The following is a 13,885-nucleotide window of genomic DNA, read 5'->3' as shown; positions in this document are numbered from 1 at the left end:
CAGCATTGAGAATGCCTCGTCTCCAAGTCAGGGGGTCTACACGTGCCCACACGAGGGTCGTCCGCCGACGAACCGGTCCGCGTCGACGCGGCACACCTGGTGGCCGTCGCCGCCGACTTGCTGGCCGAACACGGACCGGCGGCGTTGACCGCTCGACGCATCGCCGACGCCGCGGGTACATCGACAATGGCGATCTACAGCCGATTCGGGGGCACCGGGGCCCTGCACGCGGCGCTGCGAGCCAACGGATTCGCCCATCTCGCCTCCCTCACCGATGCGGCGACCACCGAGGTGGACGATCCCGTGACCGCGCTGGCGGCCGCATCGTTGGCATATCTCGATTTCGGTGTGGCACAACCGCATCGGTACCGTTTCATGTTCGTCGAACCGGCTCCGGGCGACGAGCCGGGACGCACGGCATTCGCGGCGCTGCGATCATCGATCGAGAAGTGCCTTGCAGCCGGCCGATTCCGCCCGCACCCCGAGCATGCCGACTCCGACGCCGCGGACCCTCCCACGATCTGGGCCGCCCAGCTCTGGGCGATCACGCACGGGGTCACGAGTCTGGTGCTCACCGGCACGGTGCCCGCTGCGGCCGCCCGCCACGTTCTGTGCGACGGTCTGACACGCCTGTACATCGGATACGGCGACGATGCCGAGCGTGCGGCGCGGTCGGTGGCCGACGCATGAGCCGACGCCGGATCGGGGTTGACAGATGGTTGGCATCGTCGCTGAATGGACCCATGGCTGATCCGGTGACGGCGTTCGCGCACTATCGGGTGCGAGAGGGTCGGGTCCCCGAGTTCCTCGAGCTGGTTGCCCGGCACGGGCCGATCCTGCGCCGGCTCGGGCTGGCGACAGAGACGCCCACCCGTGTGTATGTCGGCGCGGAGAAGCAGATCGACGGTCCACTCGTCATCGAGGTCTTCGAATGGATCGACGACGACGCGTCGGCCCGAGCCCACACTCACCCTGAGGTGAGCGCGGTGTGGACAGCGATGGGCCCCTTGTGTGAGGAACGCGGCGGACGGCCGCCATTCGAGTTCCCCAATGCTCGAGAGGTGATCCTGCCCTGAGCGTGCGTCTGCTCGAGGGACCGAGGAAACTCGACGACATCGACGCGCGGTTCTCAGCGCTCGTGTCGGCGAAAAAGAGTGGAGCCTAGGAGATTCGAACTCCTGACATCTGCCTTGCAAAGGCAGCGCTCTACCAACTGAGCTAAGGCCCCGGGTTCGGGTGGTGGGCCTAGGAGGACTTGAACCTCCGACCTCTTCGTTATCAGCGAAGCGCTCTAACCGCCTGAGCTATAGGCCCCTGAACCGAGGACTGAGATTACCCGACGGGGTGGTGAGAAACCAAAACGGTTCCCACCGGCGCCCGTGAGCTGCGCAGATGAGCCTCGGCGCCCGAACTAGTCGAGGTCGGCCAGGGTGATCTCGAGTCCGCCGACGAGGTCGGCGACGAGGTTGTAGATGTAGGAGCCGATGGTGCCCAGCGCGGTGATCAGCACGGCATTGACCACACCGAGTACGGCCGCGTAGAAGAACACGCTGCCGGCACCGATGATGTCGCTTTCCGACGTCGAGCCGTCGGTGGTGACCAGCGTGCCGAAGGAGCTGTTGACCTGCTCCCAGACACCCATGCCGTCGAGCACCAGATACAGCACGGCGACGGCGATCATCCAGATGACGAAGCCGACGATCGAGAGCACGCCGGCCACCTTGAAGGTCGCCCACGGGTCGAGTCGACGGATCTGCACCGCTGCGCGCAGCCCGCGGCCCGAAGAGCCGACCTGAGCCGGCGCCGAGCGGGCGGCGGAGCCGGTGGCCTTCGCGGGGTCGACCGCCGCGGCCCGGGCGGTCTCGGTGTTGGTGTGGTGGATCTCGTCGAGATCTGGCAACTCGGACTCCAGGGAGGGATCCCGCGCGATGTTGCGGGTGGGGGTCTCGGTGAAGCGACCACGCGGTACCTCGGCGGTCGCGGTGGACGCACCCGCCGGCGAATCGAGCTTCTTCACCGGCGCCTGCTGACCACTCATGCTGGCTGCGGCGGTGCCGCTACCGGTCACCACACCGCGCGGAGGAGGCCCGCCGGCACGACCCCCGGCGGGGATCTGCTCGGTGGTCCCCGCGTCGGGCACGGGAGCCTGCGCACTTCCGGTGGCCTCGGGTCCGGCCACTCCGCCCGGGCCGCGCTGCCACGGAGGAACCAGTCCGCCGCCCCGAGGCGGACCCGACTGGGCTGCCGGGCCACCGGACGCGGTCGACGGCGTGGACGGGGTCTTGTTGTCCGGGTCGTTCGGTTGGCTCACTGGTGTCATTTCCTCCGGTTGCGCACGTTGGGTCCACCCTAACGGTTGTGGCCGTCACACAAGACGAGCCACGACGCTGCAACAGCGTCGTGGCTCGTGCGTGTGTCCGGAATGCCGGTCGGATCAGGCGGTTGGTTCCGGTTCCGGCTCGTCGGCGTTGCGGGCGATGGCCAGCAGCGTCGTGCCCTCGTCGAGGTTCATCAGGCGCACACCCTTGGTCTGGCGTCCGGCCTTGCGGACCTGACGGGCGGCGGTGCGGATGACACCGCCCCCGGAGGTGATCGCGTAGAGCTCGGAGTCGTCGTCGACGATGAGCGCGCCGATCAACGTGCCACGGCGCTTGTCGTGCTGAATGGTCAGCACGCCCTTGCCGCCCCGCCCCTGCACCGGGTAGTCCTCCATGCCGGTGCGCTTGGCGTAACCGCCGGAGGTCGCCACCAGCAGGTAGGTACCCTCGCGCACGACATTCAGCGACAGCAACTCGTCGTCGGCGTTGAACCGCATGCCCTGCACACCGGAGGTCTGCCGGCCCATCGGGCGCAGCGCCTCGTCGTCGGCGTGGAAGCGGATCGACTGTCCCTTGCGGCTGACGAGCAACAGATCGTCGTCGGCACTGCACAATTGGGCGCCGACGAGCTCGTCCTCGCCGCGCAGGTTGATCGCGGCGATACCACCGGACCGGTTGGAGTCGAAGTCCTCGAGCTTGGACTTCTTCACCAGGCCGTTGCGGGTGGCGAGCACGAGATACGGTGCGTCGGTGTAGGTCTTGATCTGGATGACCTGGGCGATGCGCTCCTCCGGTTGGAACGCAAGGAGATTCGCGACGTGCTGCCCGCGTGCGGTGCGGTTGGCCTCGGGGAGCTCGTAGGCCTTGGCGCGGTAGACGCGACCCTTGGTGGTGAAGAACAGGATCCAGTCATGCGTCGAGCAGACGAAGAAGTGCGCGACGATGTCGTCCTGCTTGAGCCCTGCCCCCTGCACACCCTTGCCGCCGCGTCGCTGACTGCGATACAGGTCGGTCTTGGTGCGCTTGGCGTAGCCGGTTTCGGTGATGGTGACGACGACGTCCTCGCGGGCGATCAGATCCTCGTCGGCGACGTCACCATCGGCGGCGATGATCTGGGTCCGTCGCTCGTCGCCGAACTTCTCGACGACCTCTCGAAGCTCGTCCCGCACGATCGAACGCTGACGATCGGGCTTGTCGAGAATGTCCTTGTAGTCGGCGATCTCGCGTTCGATCTCGTCCAACTCGTCGATGATCTTCTGCCGCTCCAACGCCGACAGTCGACGCAGCTGCATGGCGAGGATGGCATCGGCCTGGATCTCGTCGATCTCGAGTAGGTCCATCAAGCCGGTGCGGGCTTCGTCGGTGTTGGCCGACGCACGGATCAGCGCGATCACTTCATCAAGGGCGTCAAGGGCTTTCACCAGACCGCGCAGGATGTGGGCGCGCTCCTCGGCCTTGCGCAACAGGTAGCGGGTGCGCCGCACGATGACGTCGATCTGGTGGGCGACGTAGTAGCGGATCATCTGATCGAGGCGCAGGGTGCGCGGCACGCCGTCCACGATCGAGAGCATGTTGGCACCGAAGCTGGTCTGCAGCTGGCTGTGCTTGTACAGGTTGTTCAGGACGACCTTGGCCACCGCGTCACGACGCAGGGTGACCACGATCCGCAGGCCGACACGATCGGAGGAGTGATCCTCGATCTTGCTGATGCCCTTGAGTTTTCCCTCGTTGACCTGCTCGGCGATCGATTGGATCATGTTGTCCGGGTTGACCTGGTAGGGCAGCTCGGTGATCACGATCTGCGTGGCGCCGCCCTTGGCCTCCTCGATCGCGGTCACGCCGCGCATGCGGATCGACCCGCGACCGGTGGTGTAGGCGTCCTTGATGCCCTGACCACCGACGATGAGGCCGGCGGTCGGGAAATCCGGGCCCTTGATCCGCTCCATGCAGGCGTCGAGGGTGGTCTCGTCGTCGGCCTCGTGGTTCTCCAGCGCCCAGAAGATCGCCTCGGCCACCTCGGTGAGGTTGTGCGGCGGGATGTTGGTGGCCATACCGACGGCGATACCGCCGGAACCGTTGATCAGTAGGTTCGGGATCCGCGCGGGCAAGACCGTCGGTTCGTTGGTCTTGCCGTCGTAGTTGGGCGTGAAATCGACGGTGTCCTTGTCGATGTCGCGCAACATCTCCATGGCCAGCGGGGTGAGCCGGGCCTCGGTGTAGCGCATGGCGGCCGGACCGTCGTTGCCGCGGGACCCGAAGTTGCCCTGGCCGTCGATCAGCGGGTAGCGCATCGACCACGGCTGGGCCAGGCGTACCAGCGCGTCGTAAATCGCCGAGTCGCCGTGCGGATGGTAGTTACCCATGGTCTCGGCAACGGGTTTCGCCGATTTCACATAGCTGCGATCGGGGCGGAAGCCGGCGTCGAAGGAGGCGTAGAGCAGTCGCCGGTGCACGGGTTTGAGGCCGTCGCGGACCTCGGGTAGTGCGCGGCCGACGATCACGCTCATCGCGTAATCGATGTAGCTGTTCTGCATCTCCTGGCCGAGATCGACCGGTTCGACGCGATCGCCTTCCCCGCCGGCGGGCGGGAGCGTGGTGTCAGTCATGAAAAGTCCTCACAGATGTGGTGTCCGGTCAGGCGTGGTGCGCGACATCAGACATCAAGGAAGCGAACATCTTTCGCGTTGCGGGCGATGAAGCTGCGGCGCGCGACGACGTCTTCACCCATCAGCACCGAGAACAGCTCGTCGGCTGCGGCGGCGTCGTCGAGGGTGACCTGGCGCAGTGTGCGGGTGGCCGGATCCATGGTGGTCTCCCACAACTCGCTGGGGTTCATCTCACCGAGGCCCTTGTAGCGCTGGATGCCGTCGTCGGTGTTGATCTTCTTGCCGGCCTCGAGGCCGACCTGGATCATGGCATCACGCTCACGGTCGGTGTAGGCGTACTCGGCCTCGGCGCCCTTCTGCCACTTGAGTTTGTAGAGCGGCGGCTGGGCGAGATAGACGTGCCCGTGTTCGATCAGCGGGCGCATGAACCGGAACAGCAGGGTCAAGAGCAGCGTGGAGATGTGCTGTCCGTCGACGTCGGCGTCGGCCATCAGCACGATCTTGTGATAGCGCAGCTTGGACAGGTCGAACTCGTCGTGGATGCCGGTGCCGAAAGCGGTGATGATCGACTGGACCTCGGCGTTCTTGAGGACGCGGTCGATACGGGCCTTCTCGACGTTGATGATCTTGCCGCGCAACGGCAGGATCGCCTGGTACATCGAGTCCCGCCCGGTTTTGGCCGAGCCGCCGGCCGAGTCACCCTCCACGAGGTAGATCTCACACTTGGACGGGTCGTTGCTGCGGCAGTCGGCGAGCTTGCCGGGCAGACCGCCGATGTCGGTGGCGCTCTTGCGCCGCACCAGCTCTCGAGCCTTGCGCGCGGCCTGACGCGCATGGGCGGACTCGACGGCCTTGTTGATGATGATCTTGGCCTCGGCCGGATTGGCCTCGAACCAGTGCTCGATGTGCTCGCCGGAGGCCTTCAGCACGAAACTCTTCACCTCGGTGTTGCCGAGCTTGGTCTTGGTCTGACCCTCGAACTGTGGATCGGACACCTTGACCGAGATCACCGCGGCCAGACCCTCACGGATGTCATCGCCGGTGAGGTTGTCGTCCTTCTCCTTGAGCAACTTCTTCTCGCGCGCATAGGAATTCACCACGCGCGTCAGTGCCGCACGGAAGCCCTCCTCATGCGTACCACCCTCATGGGTGTTGATGGTGTTGGCGAAGGTGTGCACCGATTCGGAGTAACCGGCGTTCCACTGCATCGCGATCTCGACCTCGTGGCCGGTGCCCTTGCCGGTGAATCCGATGACCGACTTGTGGATCGGGTTCTTGGTGCGGTTGAGGTGCTTGATGTAGTCGATCAAACCGTCCGGATAGTGATAGGTCCGCGTCTTGGGTTTCGTTGCGGCAGCGGCTTTTTCCTCGTCGGACTTGATCTCTTCGGCGGTCTCGGTGGTGCCCTCCTCGCCCTCGCCGTTCGGGTCGCCGGGCGCCTCGACGGCCTTGGGTCGCCGGTCGGTGAGGGTGATGGTGAGGCCCTTGTTGAGGAAGGCCATCTCCTGCAGTCGGCGCGCGACCGTCTCGGCGTTGAACGAGGTCGTCTCGGTGAAAATCGACGCGTCCGGCCAGAACCGCACCGTGGTGCCCGTCTTCCGGGTGGGCTCCCCCTTGACCAGGCCGTCCGGCTTGGAATCGGTGAAGGTCTCCGACCAGTGGAAACCGTCGACGTCGATCTCGACCTCGACCTTGGTCGACAGCGCGTTCACCACGGAGATACCGACGCCGTGCAAACCACCGGAGACCGCATAGGAGTCGGAGTCGAACTTGCCGCCGGCGTGCAGCTGGGTCAGGACGACCTCGACGGTGGGTACACCGGTCGCGTGCATGCCGACCGGGATGCCTCGACCGTCGTCGACCACCTCGACGCCACCGTCCTCGAGCAGGGTGACGTCGACCTTGCTGGCGAATCCGGCCATCGCCTCGTCGACGGAGTTGTCGACCACCTCCCAGATGAGGTGATGAAGGCCACGTTCGCCGGTGGACCCGATGTACATACCGGGTCGTTTGCGCACGGCCTCGAGACCCTCGAGGATGCTGATCGATTCGGCACCGTACTCGGACGGCTTCTTCCGGGGCTTCTTCGATCCCGAACCACCGGTCTTGTCACTGCTGTCGGCCACGAGGTGCGTCCGCTCCTGTTCTGATCGATTTCGACCCGACGGTCATGAGATGATCAGCACAAAAGCGCCCGCACGACATGCTGTGGTCGGACGAAATCGTCCGCTGTCACCGCTGCCATCGCGGGCGGCTGATCCCCCTGTCGGGACAACTCTCAATTCATTGTACTGCCTCAGTCAGTCAGAAACCCACATCTGGTGCCGCTGATTTGCACACAGACCGATTTTTTCCGGCATCTGCCGGTCCGGTCGTGGTCTGAGGATGAAATATGGCTCAGAGTCGACGTGACGCGGAAAACTGTCGGTGGGGTGGAGTAGCACGTCACGCTGCACTCCGCCGGCTTGTCCGAGTCACCGGCTCCACCGGGTCATCCGTACGTGTCGCGGGGTCCGCGTCCACGCACGTGCCGCTCCCCCTTGCGCCACGACGGGCCCTTGGGTCCGGTGATCTTCAGTGACGTGACCATTCCGTCGCCGATCGCGGCCGCGATCTTGGCAAGGATCTGCGCCTGCACGTACCGCAGCTGCGTCGCCCAGGCCGTGGATTCGGCCTGGACGTATAAGACGTTGTCGCGCAACGATGTCGGTGTGGCATGCGCGGAGATGTCGGAGCCGACGATCTGCTCCCACATGCCGAACAAGGTGCCCTCGGCGATGCGCGGCTGCCATCCCCGTTCGCGGGCCAGTCCACCGACGAGGCGCCCGAAGGGCTGCGGATCCCGTGCGTCCGGACCGGATCCCGACCACCGCCGACGACCACCCTGGCGCACGCCGGACCGCCGCCGCGGTGGCGACGCGCGACCCTGACCGACCGACTTGCCGGCGGCACGCGCCGAGGCCCTCGCCTCTTCCAACGCGCGACGCGCACGCTCGTAGCCGGTGAGTCCATCGGCGGGCGCCGCGGAGCCAGTCCCCGGTGATCCCGTGTCAGGCGCCCCCGTGTCGGGCTGATCGGTCATGACGTCAGTCTCCCCGGCGGGTCTGACACGGCCGTCTCCGACACCTCAGGTTCTGCGACATCGCGTTCTGGGCCGTCGGGGTCTGGGCCGTCGGGGTCTGGGCCGTCGGGGTCTGGCGTCTCGGCTGCCGGCGCGACCACCGAGTGCCGGACCCCGTCCTCTTCGATCATGTTCACCGCGATCCGCCGACCCCCGACTCCCTCGGGGACGTCCTCGGCGACGGCAGCGGTGATGATCAGCTGCTCGGCACCCGCGGTGAATTCGGCGAGTTTGCGACGTCGCGTGGCGTCGAGTTCGGCGAACACGTCGTCGAGCATGATCACCGGTTCGACGCCCTCGGCTCTGGCGAGTTCCACCGATCCCAGTCGCAGCGCGAGCGCGAGCGACCACGATTCCCCGTGGCTGGCAAAGCCTTTCGCCACGTCGGTACCGAGAACGAGATCGACGTCGTCGCGGTGCGGCCCCACCAACGACAACCCGCGCTCGATCTCCTTGCCGCGGATCTCGCCGAGCCGGGTCAACAGCGCCGCCTCGATGGCCTCCGGGTCGGCGGATTCTCCTGCGGCAGGCACGATCTCGTCGCCGACACTGGGCCGATACCGCAGCGTCGCCGGTCGCGAGTGCGGCGCGATCGCCGCATACGATCCGGCGAAATGCGGTTCGAGGTCACCCAGAACGTCGATCCGTGCGGCGGTCACCTGCCCACCGAGAGCGGCGAGTTGGGCGTCCCAGACATCGAGTGTCGAGATCACCGAGTCGGCGTCGGATCCACCGCGCCGCATGGCCGCACCGGCCGTCTTCAACAGCGCCGAACGTTGTCGCAACACCTTGTCATAGTCTGAGCGTGCCGCGGCGAATCGTGGACCACGTTGTGCGACAAGCTCATCGACGAAGCGTCGACGGTCACCCGGATCGCCTCGTACGAGGAGGAGATCCTCGGGGGCGAACAACACCGCGCGCAGAACGCCCAGAAGATCGCGCGGCCTGCGCTGGGGTGCGGTGTTGAGCCACGCCTTGTTGGAACCTTCGGCGTTGATCTGCAGGGACGCGGTCAATTCCCGGCCGGCGTTCTCGACGGTGGCGGTCACCAGCGCCGACGTCGCCGACGAACGCACCAGCGGCGCGTCGGTGCTGACCCGGTGGGATCGCAAGGTGGCCAGATAGAACAGCGCCTCGACCAGGTTGGTCTTGCCGAAACCGTTGCGGCCGGTGATGATCACCGGTCCGGACGCCAACTCCACGTCCACCCGCGGCCACGAGCGAAAGTCACGCAGATGCAGTTCACGGACGAACACGGCTAGCCCGCCGAGGTGTCCGGCGGCGAGCCGGTCTCCCCCACCGAGCGGCCCGTGGTGTCGCGAACAGCGTGCCCGCCGAACTGATTTCGCAGTGCCGAGACAGCCTTGAGGGCCGGCGACCCGTCCTGGCGGGAGGCGAACCGGGCGAACAGCGCGGCCGAGATGACGTTGGCCGGAACCGAGTGCCGGATGGCCTCCTCGACGGTCCAGCGACCCTCGCCCGAATCGGTGGTGTAATCCGAGATCTCCGCCAGCCCCGGATCCTCCTGCAGCGCGCGCACCAGCAGGTCGAGCAACCACGAGCGGATCACCGTGCCATGGGTCCAGGCCCGCAGGGTGCCTTCGACGTCGGTGATCAGGGGTTCGGCCGAGAGCAGCTCGTAACCCTCGCCGTAGGCGTGCATCAGGCCGTACTCGATACCGTTGTGCACCATCTTCGCGTAATGACCGGCACCCACCGGCCCGGCGTGCACGAAGCCGTCGGCGCGTTCGCCCTCGGGACGCAGCGCGTCGAAGATCGGCATGACGCGTGCGACATCGGCGTCGGCACCGCCGGCCATCAGACCGTAGCCGTTCTCCAAGCCCCACACGCCGCCGGACACACCGCAGTCGATATATCCGATTCCCTTGGCTTGCAACAGTTTTGCGTGCTCGAAGTCGTCGGTGTAGCGCGAGTTGCCACCGTCGATGACGATGTCACCGGCCGACAACTCCTCGGCCAGTGAGGCCACGGTGGTGCGCGTCGGATCGCCGGAGGGCACCATCACCCAGATCACGCGGGGCGCATCGAGTGCGCCGACCAGATCGGCGAGGGTCTTGACGTCGGAGACCTCGGGACGCGGGTCGTAGCCGATCACCTCATGCCCGGCGCCGACGATACGGGTGCGCATGTTGGCACCCATCTTCCCCAGACCGACAAGTCCCAGCTGCATCGCGATCCTCTCGAAGGTGGTGGTGGCGATCCGCTTCTGATGTGGAAACAGTTGTGTAGGAACGTCTTCGGGGTGGAACATCTTCGCCGGAGAGGCGAACCGGCTCAGCCCGGCAGGCGGACCGGCATGAGCAGATAGCTGAAGGCGCTGTCGGGAGCGACGAAGGCACCGGACTCGTCGGCGACCGGCTCATCTCCGGTCGACACCCGCAGCACCGCCGGGCGACTGGGTGTGGTGAACCCGAAATCGACGGACTTGGCGTTGATCGCCGACAACCCGTCCTGCAGATAGCCGGGGTTGAACGCGATCGTCAGCGGCTCACCACGGAACTCGACGGGAAGCTCTTCCTCGGCCTTGCCCGCCTCGTCGCCGCCGGCGGTGAGTAGCACCGATCCCTCGGTGAATTCCATCCGCACCTGAGCTCCGCGCTCGGCCACCAGCGCCACACGCTTGATCGCCTCGATCAGGGGAGCGCTCTCGACGGTCGCGACGGCGGTGTGAGCGGCCGGCAGCAGCTGACGGAACTTGGGGAACTCGGCGTCGAGCAGGCGCGTCGTGGTCTGCTTCGACTCGCCGAGAATGCCCAGGATGCCTTCCGACCCGATGGCATCGCCGGATCCGAACGCGAGTCGGACTGCCCCGGTGCCCTCGGCGCCTGCCGTCTTCGCGCTCTCCGACAAAGTCTTGGCGGGCACGAGGACCGCTCCACTGACGTCGGGCTGGGCCGGATCCCACTCGAGTTCACGCACGGCCAACCGGAAGCGGTCCGTGGCGGCGAGGACGACGGTGTTGCCCTCGATCTCGACGCGCACACCGGTCAGCATCGGCAGCGTGTCGTCACGGCCGGCGGCGATCGCCACCTGCGACACGGCCTCGGCGAACCGGTCGGCCGGGATGGAGCCGGTGATCGCGGGCACGTCGGGCAGCTGCGGGTAATCCTCGACCGGCATCGTCGGCAGCGAGAACTTCGCGCTGCCACAGGCGATGGCCACCCGGGATCCGTCGAGCGTGACATCGACCGGCTTGTTGGGCAGCGCCCGCGTGATGTCGGCGAGCAGGCGTCCCGATACGAGGACCTTGCCCGGTTCGGCGATCTCGGCGGCGATCGATTCCTGCGCGGAGACCTCGTAGTCGAAACCAGAAATCGTCAGACCGGCGTTGGCGTCGGATCCGGTCTCGTCAGGAGCCTCGAGAACGACGCAGCCGAGCACCGGCACCGGCGGACGGGACGGCAGGCTTCGGGCGACCCAGGCAACCGAATCGGAGAACTCGTCGCGCGCGACACGAAACTTCATAACTGGGGATGCGCCCTTCTCTCGTCTGCCTTGGTTGCTGTGCGGGGTCGGTGTGCGGGCCGGCATGGATGCGCTCAAGCGGCGTGTGGGCACGCGCTCGGTGCGAATCGGGAATTCCCACTCTAGAACGCCGACGCGTGCGGGTGGGCGGTTGGGGTCAAGTCGCCACGCCGCGAATCGGCGATCTCCACGCCGACCCCGGAGTGGGTGTGTACACACATCCTTCTTCAAAAGAGATTTCTTGAAAGAGAGATCAACAATAGTCATAGGAGCTGTGGATCCTGTGGAGATCGTGGTGTTTTAGCAGGCCATGTGCCTGATCGGGGTGTGCACAGTCGTGGGATGAGCCGTGGAGGTGCGGCGCGGTTGATGTGGATGACGAGTGTTGTTCGATTCCTGTCCACCTTCGATGCACATATCTGCGGGCTCGATCCCAAGGTCCATCCACAGGGCGGCGGGCACGGATTTCCGGCGTCGAGAGCTCGGAGATCCGTGGGTGAGGACGGCGCGTCGGAACCACAGAAGGCTCGCGTGTGAGTTGAGAGTTGATGCCAGCGGGGTCGGTGACCCGTGCCCAACCGGGTCAGCGGTCGGCGCGCTGCTTGATGCGGGCGGTGAGTTCCTGCACGTGGTCGTAGACCTTGCGCCGCTCGGCCATCTCCTTGCGGATCTTGCGTTCGGCGTACATGACCGTGGTGTGGTCGCGGTCGAAGGTCTCACCGATCTTGGGCAGGGAGAGGTCGGTGAGCTCACGGCACAGGTACATCGAGATCTGCCGGGCCTGGGCGATCGCTCGGGTCTTGCCGGGGCCGCGGAGTTCGTCGACGGAGATGTCGAAGTACTCGGCGGTGATGGCGAGGATGCCGGCGGCGCTGATCTCGATGGTGCCGGAGTTGGGCAGCAACGCCTGCAGCACGACGTCGGCCAGGGATTTGTCGAGCTCGGTGTTGTTCAGCGACGCGAATGCGGTGACCCGGATGAGAGCACCCTCGAGCTCGCGGATGTTGCGTTCGATCTTCGACGCGATGAGCTCGAGCACATCGTCGGGGACCGCGATGTTGTCCATCTGGGCCTTCTTGCGAAGGATCGCGATCCGGGTCTCCAGATCCGGCGGCTGCACATCGGTGATCAGGCCCCACTCGAATCGAGTGCGGAGCCGATCCTCGAGTGTCGCAAGCTGTTTCGGCGGGCGATCGGAGGAGATGACGATCTGCTTGCTGGTGTTGTGCAGCGTGTTGAAGGTGTGGAAGAACTCCTCCTGGATACCTTCCTTGCCGATCAGGAACTGGATGTCGTCGACGAGGAGGACGTCGACATCGCGGTAGCGGCGTTTGAACGCGACCCGCCGATCGTCGCGCAGGGAGTTGATGAAGTCGTTGGTGAATTCTTCGGTGGAGACGTACTTGACCCGCATGCCCGGGAACAGACGCTGGGCGTAGTGGCCCGCGGCATGGAGCAGGTGGGTCTTGCCCAGCCCCGACTCGCCCCAGATGAACAACGGGTTGTAGGCGCGTGCGGGCGCCTCGGCGACGGCGACGGCCGAGGCGTGCGCGAATCGATTCGACGCGCCGATCACGAAGGTGTCGAAGGTGTACTTCGGGTTCAGACTGACCGGCGTTCCCGATGCGGAGGCGGTGGAGGTGGTGGGTCGCTCGGCGAAATATGAGGACCACTCGGCGCCGGGGGTCGCGTTCGGCGCGCCCGGACCGGAGGAATCGGTTGCGCCGGAGTAGCCGGCGCCGGTCGGAGTCGGGTGCGGGAACGAATCGGACGGTGCTCGGTGCTCGCGGCCCGCGAAACCCTGTCCCGCCAACGGTCCCGATCCGTCGGGGGACGGGCGACCGGGCGCCGACGGATCGATCGGGCGGCCGGGCCCGGATTCGTCGAATGCCGTGTGAGACAAGGGAATCGGATTGGTGGAGGCACCGGAGCCGACCGAATCGGTGGTTGCCGGATCGGGTGTCTCCTCGAGTGGCGCGGGCGTGGCGGTCCGCACCCCGAGGTCCACGGGCTGGCCGAGATGACGACTCAATGTGGTGCGGATCGTGTCGCGCAGATTGCGTTCGATCTGTTCCTGAACCAGTGGTGTCGGCACGGCCAGCAGGGCGAATCCCTCGGCCAGCGTCAGTGGCTGAACGAGGGACAGCCAGGCCTTCTGCTGACGGCTGAGAGGCTCATGATGGGCGGCGTCATCGTTGAGTTCGGCGACAACCTGCTTCCAGACCTCGCCGAAGGAGTCGCGATCCGATGTCACACTGACCCTCCTGCTCGACGCCTGCTCACCACCGACGCCTGCTCTTCATCACTGCTGCGAAGGCCGGCGGCGTGCCCTACCGGCTTCCGCCTCCGACGAA

10 protein-coding genes and 2 tRNA genes are annotated in these 13,885 nt (G+C 66.2%); 2 read left to right on the top strand and 10 right to left on the bottom strand.

Annotation, left to right across the window (positions count from 1 at the left end):
* Window positions 1–42: 42 nt before the first annotated feature.
* Window positions 43–690 (top strand): TetR/AcrR family transcriptional regulator, encoded by a 648-nt coding sequence (locus AC5ZH6_RS00060; protein WP_006368625.1) that lies wholly within the window; start codon window positions 43–45, stop codon window positions 688–690.
* Between the two features lie 53 nt (window positions 691–743).
* A complete protein-coding gene (locus AC5ZH6_RS00055; protein WP_014358155.1) occupies window positions 744–1,076 on the top strand; it encodes a hypothetical protein in 333 nt (110 codons plus the stop codon).
* Between the two features lie 79 nt (window positions 1,077–1,155).
* Here AC5ZH6_RS00055 and AC5ZH6_RS00050 read toward each other — a convergent pair.
* The 10 genes from AC5ZH6_RS00050 to dnaA all read right to left on the bottom strand — a co-directional run bounded on the left by AC5ZH6_RS00050 (window position 1,156) and on the right by dnaA (window position 13,785).
* A tRNA-Ala gene (locus AC5ZH6_RS00050) sits at window positions 1,156–1,228 on the bottom strand.
* Window positions 1,229–1,237: 9 nt separating this feature from the next.
* A tRNA-Ile gene (locus tag AC5ZH6_RS00045) sits at window positions 1,238–1,314 on the bottom strand.
* 97 nt (window positions 1,315–1,411) lie between these two features.
* Window positions 1,412–2,320, bottom strand: a complete 909-nt coding sequence (locus AC5ZH6_RS00040) for a DUF3566 domain-containing protein (protein ID WP_014358154.1) — start codon at window positions 2,318–2,320, stop codon at window positions 1,412–1,414.
* A 114-nt stretch (window positions 2,321–2,434) separates the two neighbouring features.
* Window positions 2,435–4,924 (bottom strand): DNA gyrase subunit A, encoded by a 2,490-nt coding sequence (gene gyrA / locus AC5ZH6_RS00035; protein ID WP_271354503.1) that lies wholly within the window; start codon window positions 4,922–4,924, stop codon window positions 2,435–2,437.
* Between the two features lie 47 nt (window positions 4,925–4,971).
* Window positions 4,972–7,050: a DNA topoisomerase (ATP-hydrolyzing) subunit B gene (gene gyrB, locus AC5ZH6_RS00030; protein ID WP_020172914.1), complete on the bottom strand. Its 2,079-nt coding sequence runs from the start codon at window positions 7,048–7,050 to the stop codon at window positions 4,972–4,974.
* A gap of 365 nt (window positions 7,051–7,415) precedes the next feature.
* Window positions 7,416–8,006 (bottom strand): DUF721 family protein, encoded by a 591-nt coding sequence (locus AC5ZH6_RS00025; RefSeq protein WP_006368620.1) that lies wholly within the window; start codon window positions 8,004–8,006, stop codon window positions 7,416–7,418.
* A complete protein-coding gene (gene recF / locus AC5ZH6_RS00020) occupies window positions 8,003–9,301 on the bottom strand; it encodes a DNA replication/repair protein RecF (protein ID WP_271354502.1) in 1,299 nt (432 codons plus the stop codon). Before recF ends, AC5ZH6_RS00025 begins: the two co-directional genes overlap by 4 nt.
* A 2-nt stretch (window positions 9,302–9,303) precedes the next feature.
* Entirely contained in the window at window positions 9,304–10,317 is a 1,014-nt protein-coding gene (gene gnd / locus AC5ZH6_RS00015) for a phosphogluconate dehydrogenase (NAD(+)-dependent, decarboxylating) (protein WP_496168071.1), read from the bottom strand.
* Between the two features lie 23 nt (window positions 10,318–10,340).
* Window positions 10,341–11,531: a DNA polymerase III subunit beta gene (gene dnaN / locus AC5ZH6_RS00010; RefSeq protein WP_006368617.1), complete on the bottom strand. Its 1,191-nt coding sequence runs from the start codon at window positions 11,529–11,531 to the stop codon at window positions 10,341–10,343.
* Window positions 11,532–12,114: 583 nt separating this feature from the next.
* Window positions 12,115–13,785 (bottom strand): chromosomal replication initiator protein DnaA, encoded by a 1,671-nt coding sequence (dnaA, locus tag AC5ZH6_RS00005; protein WP_006368616.1) that lies wholly within the window; start codon window positions 13,783–13,785, stop codon window positions 12,115–12,117.
* Window positions 13,786–13,885: the final 100 nt, after the last annotated feature.

It is taken from the genome of Gordonia sp. YC-XJ4, assembly GCF_059511865.1.
This window is presented reverse-complemented; position numbering and strand designations above follow the sequence as displayed.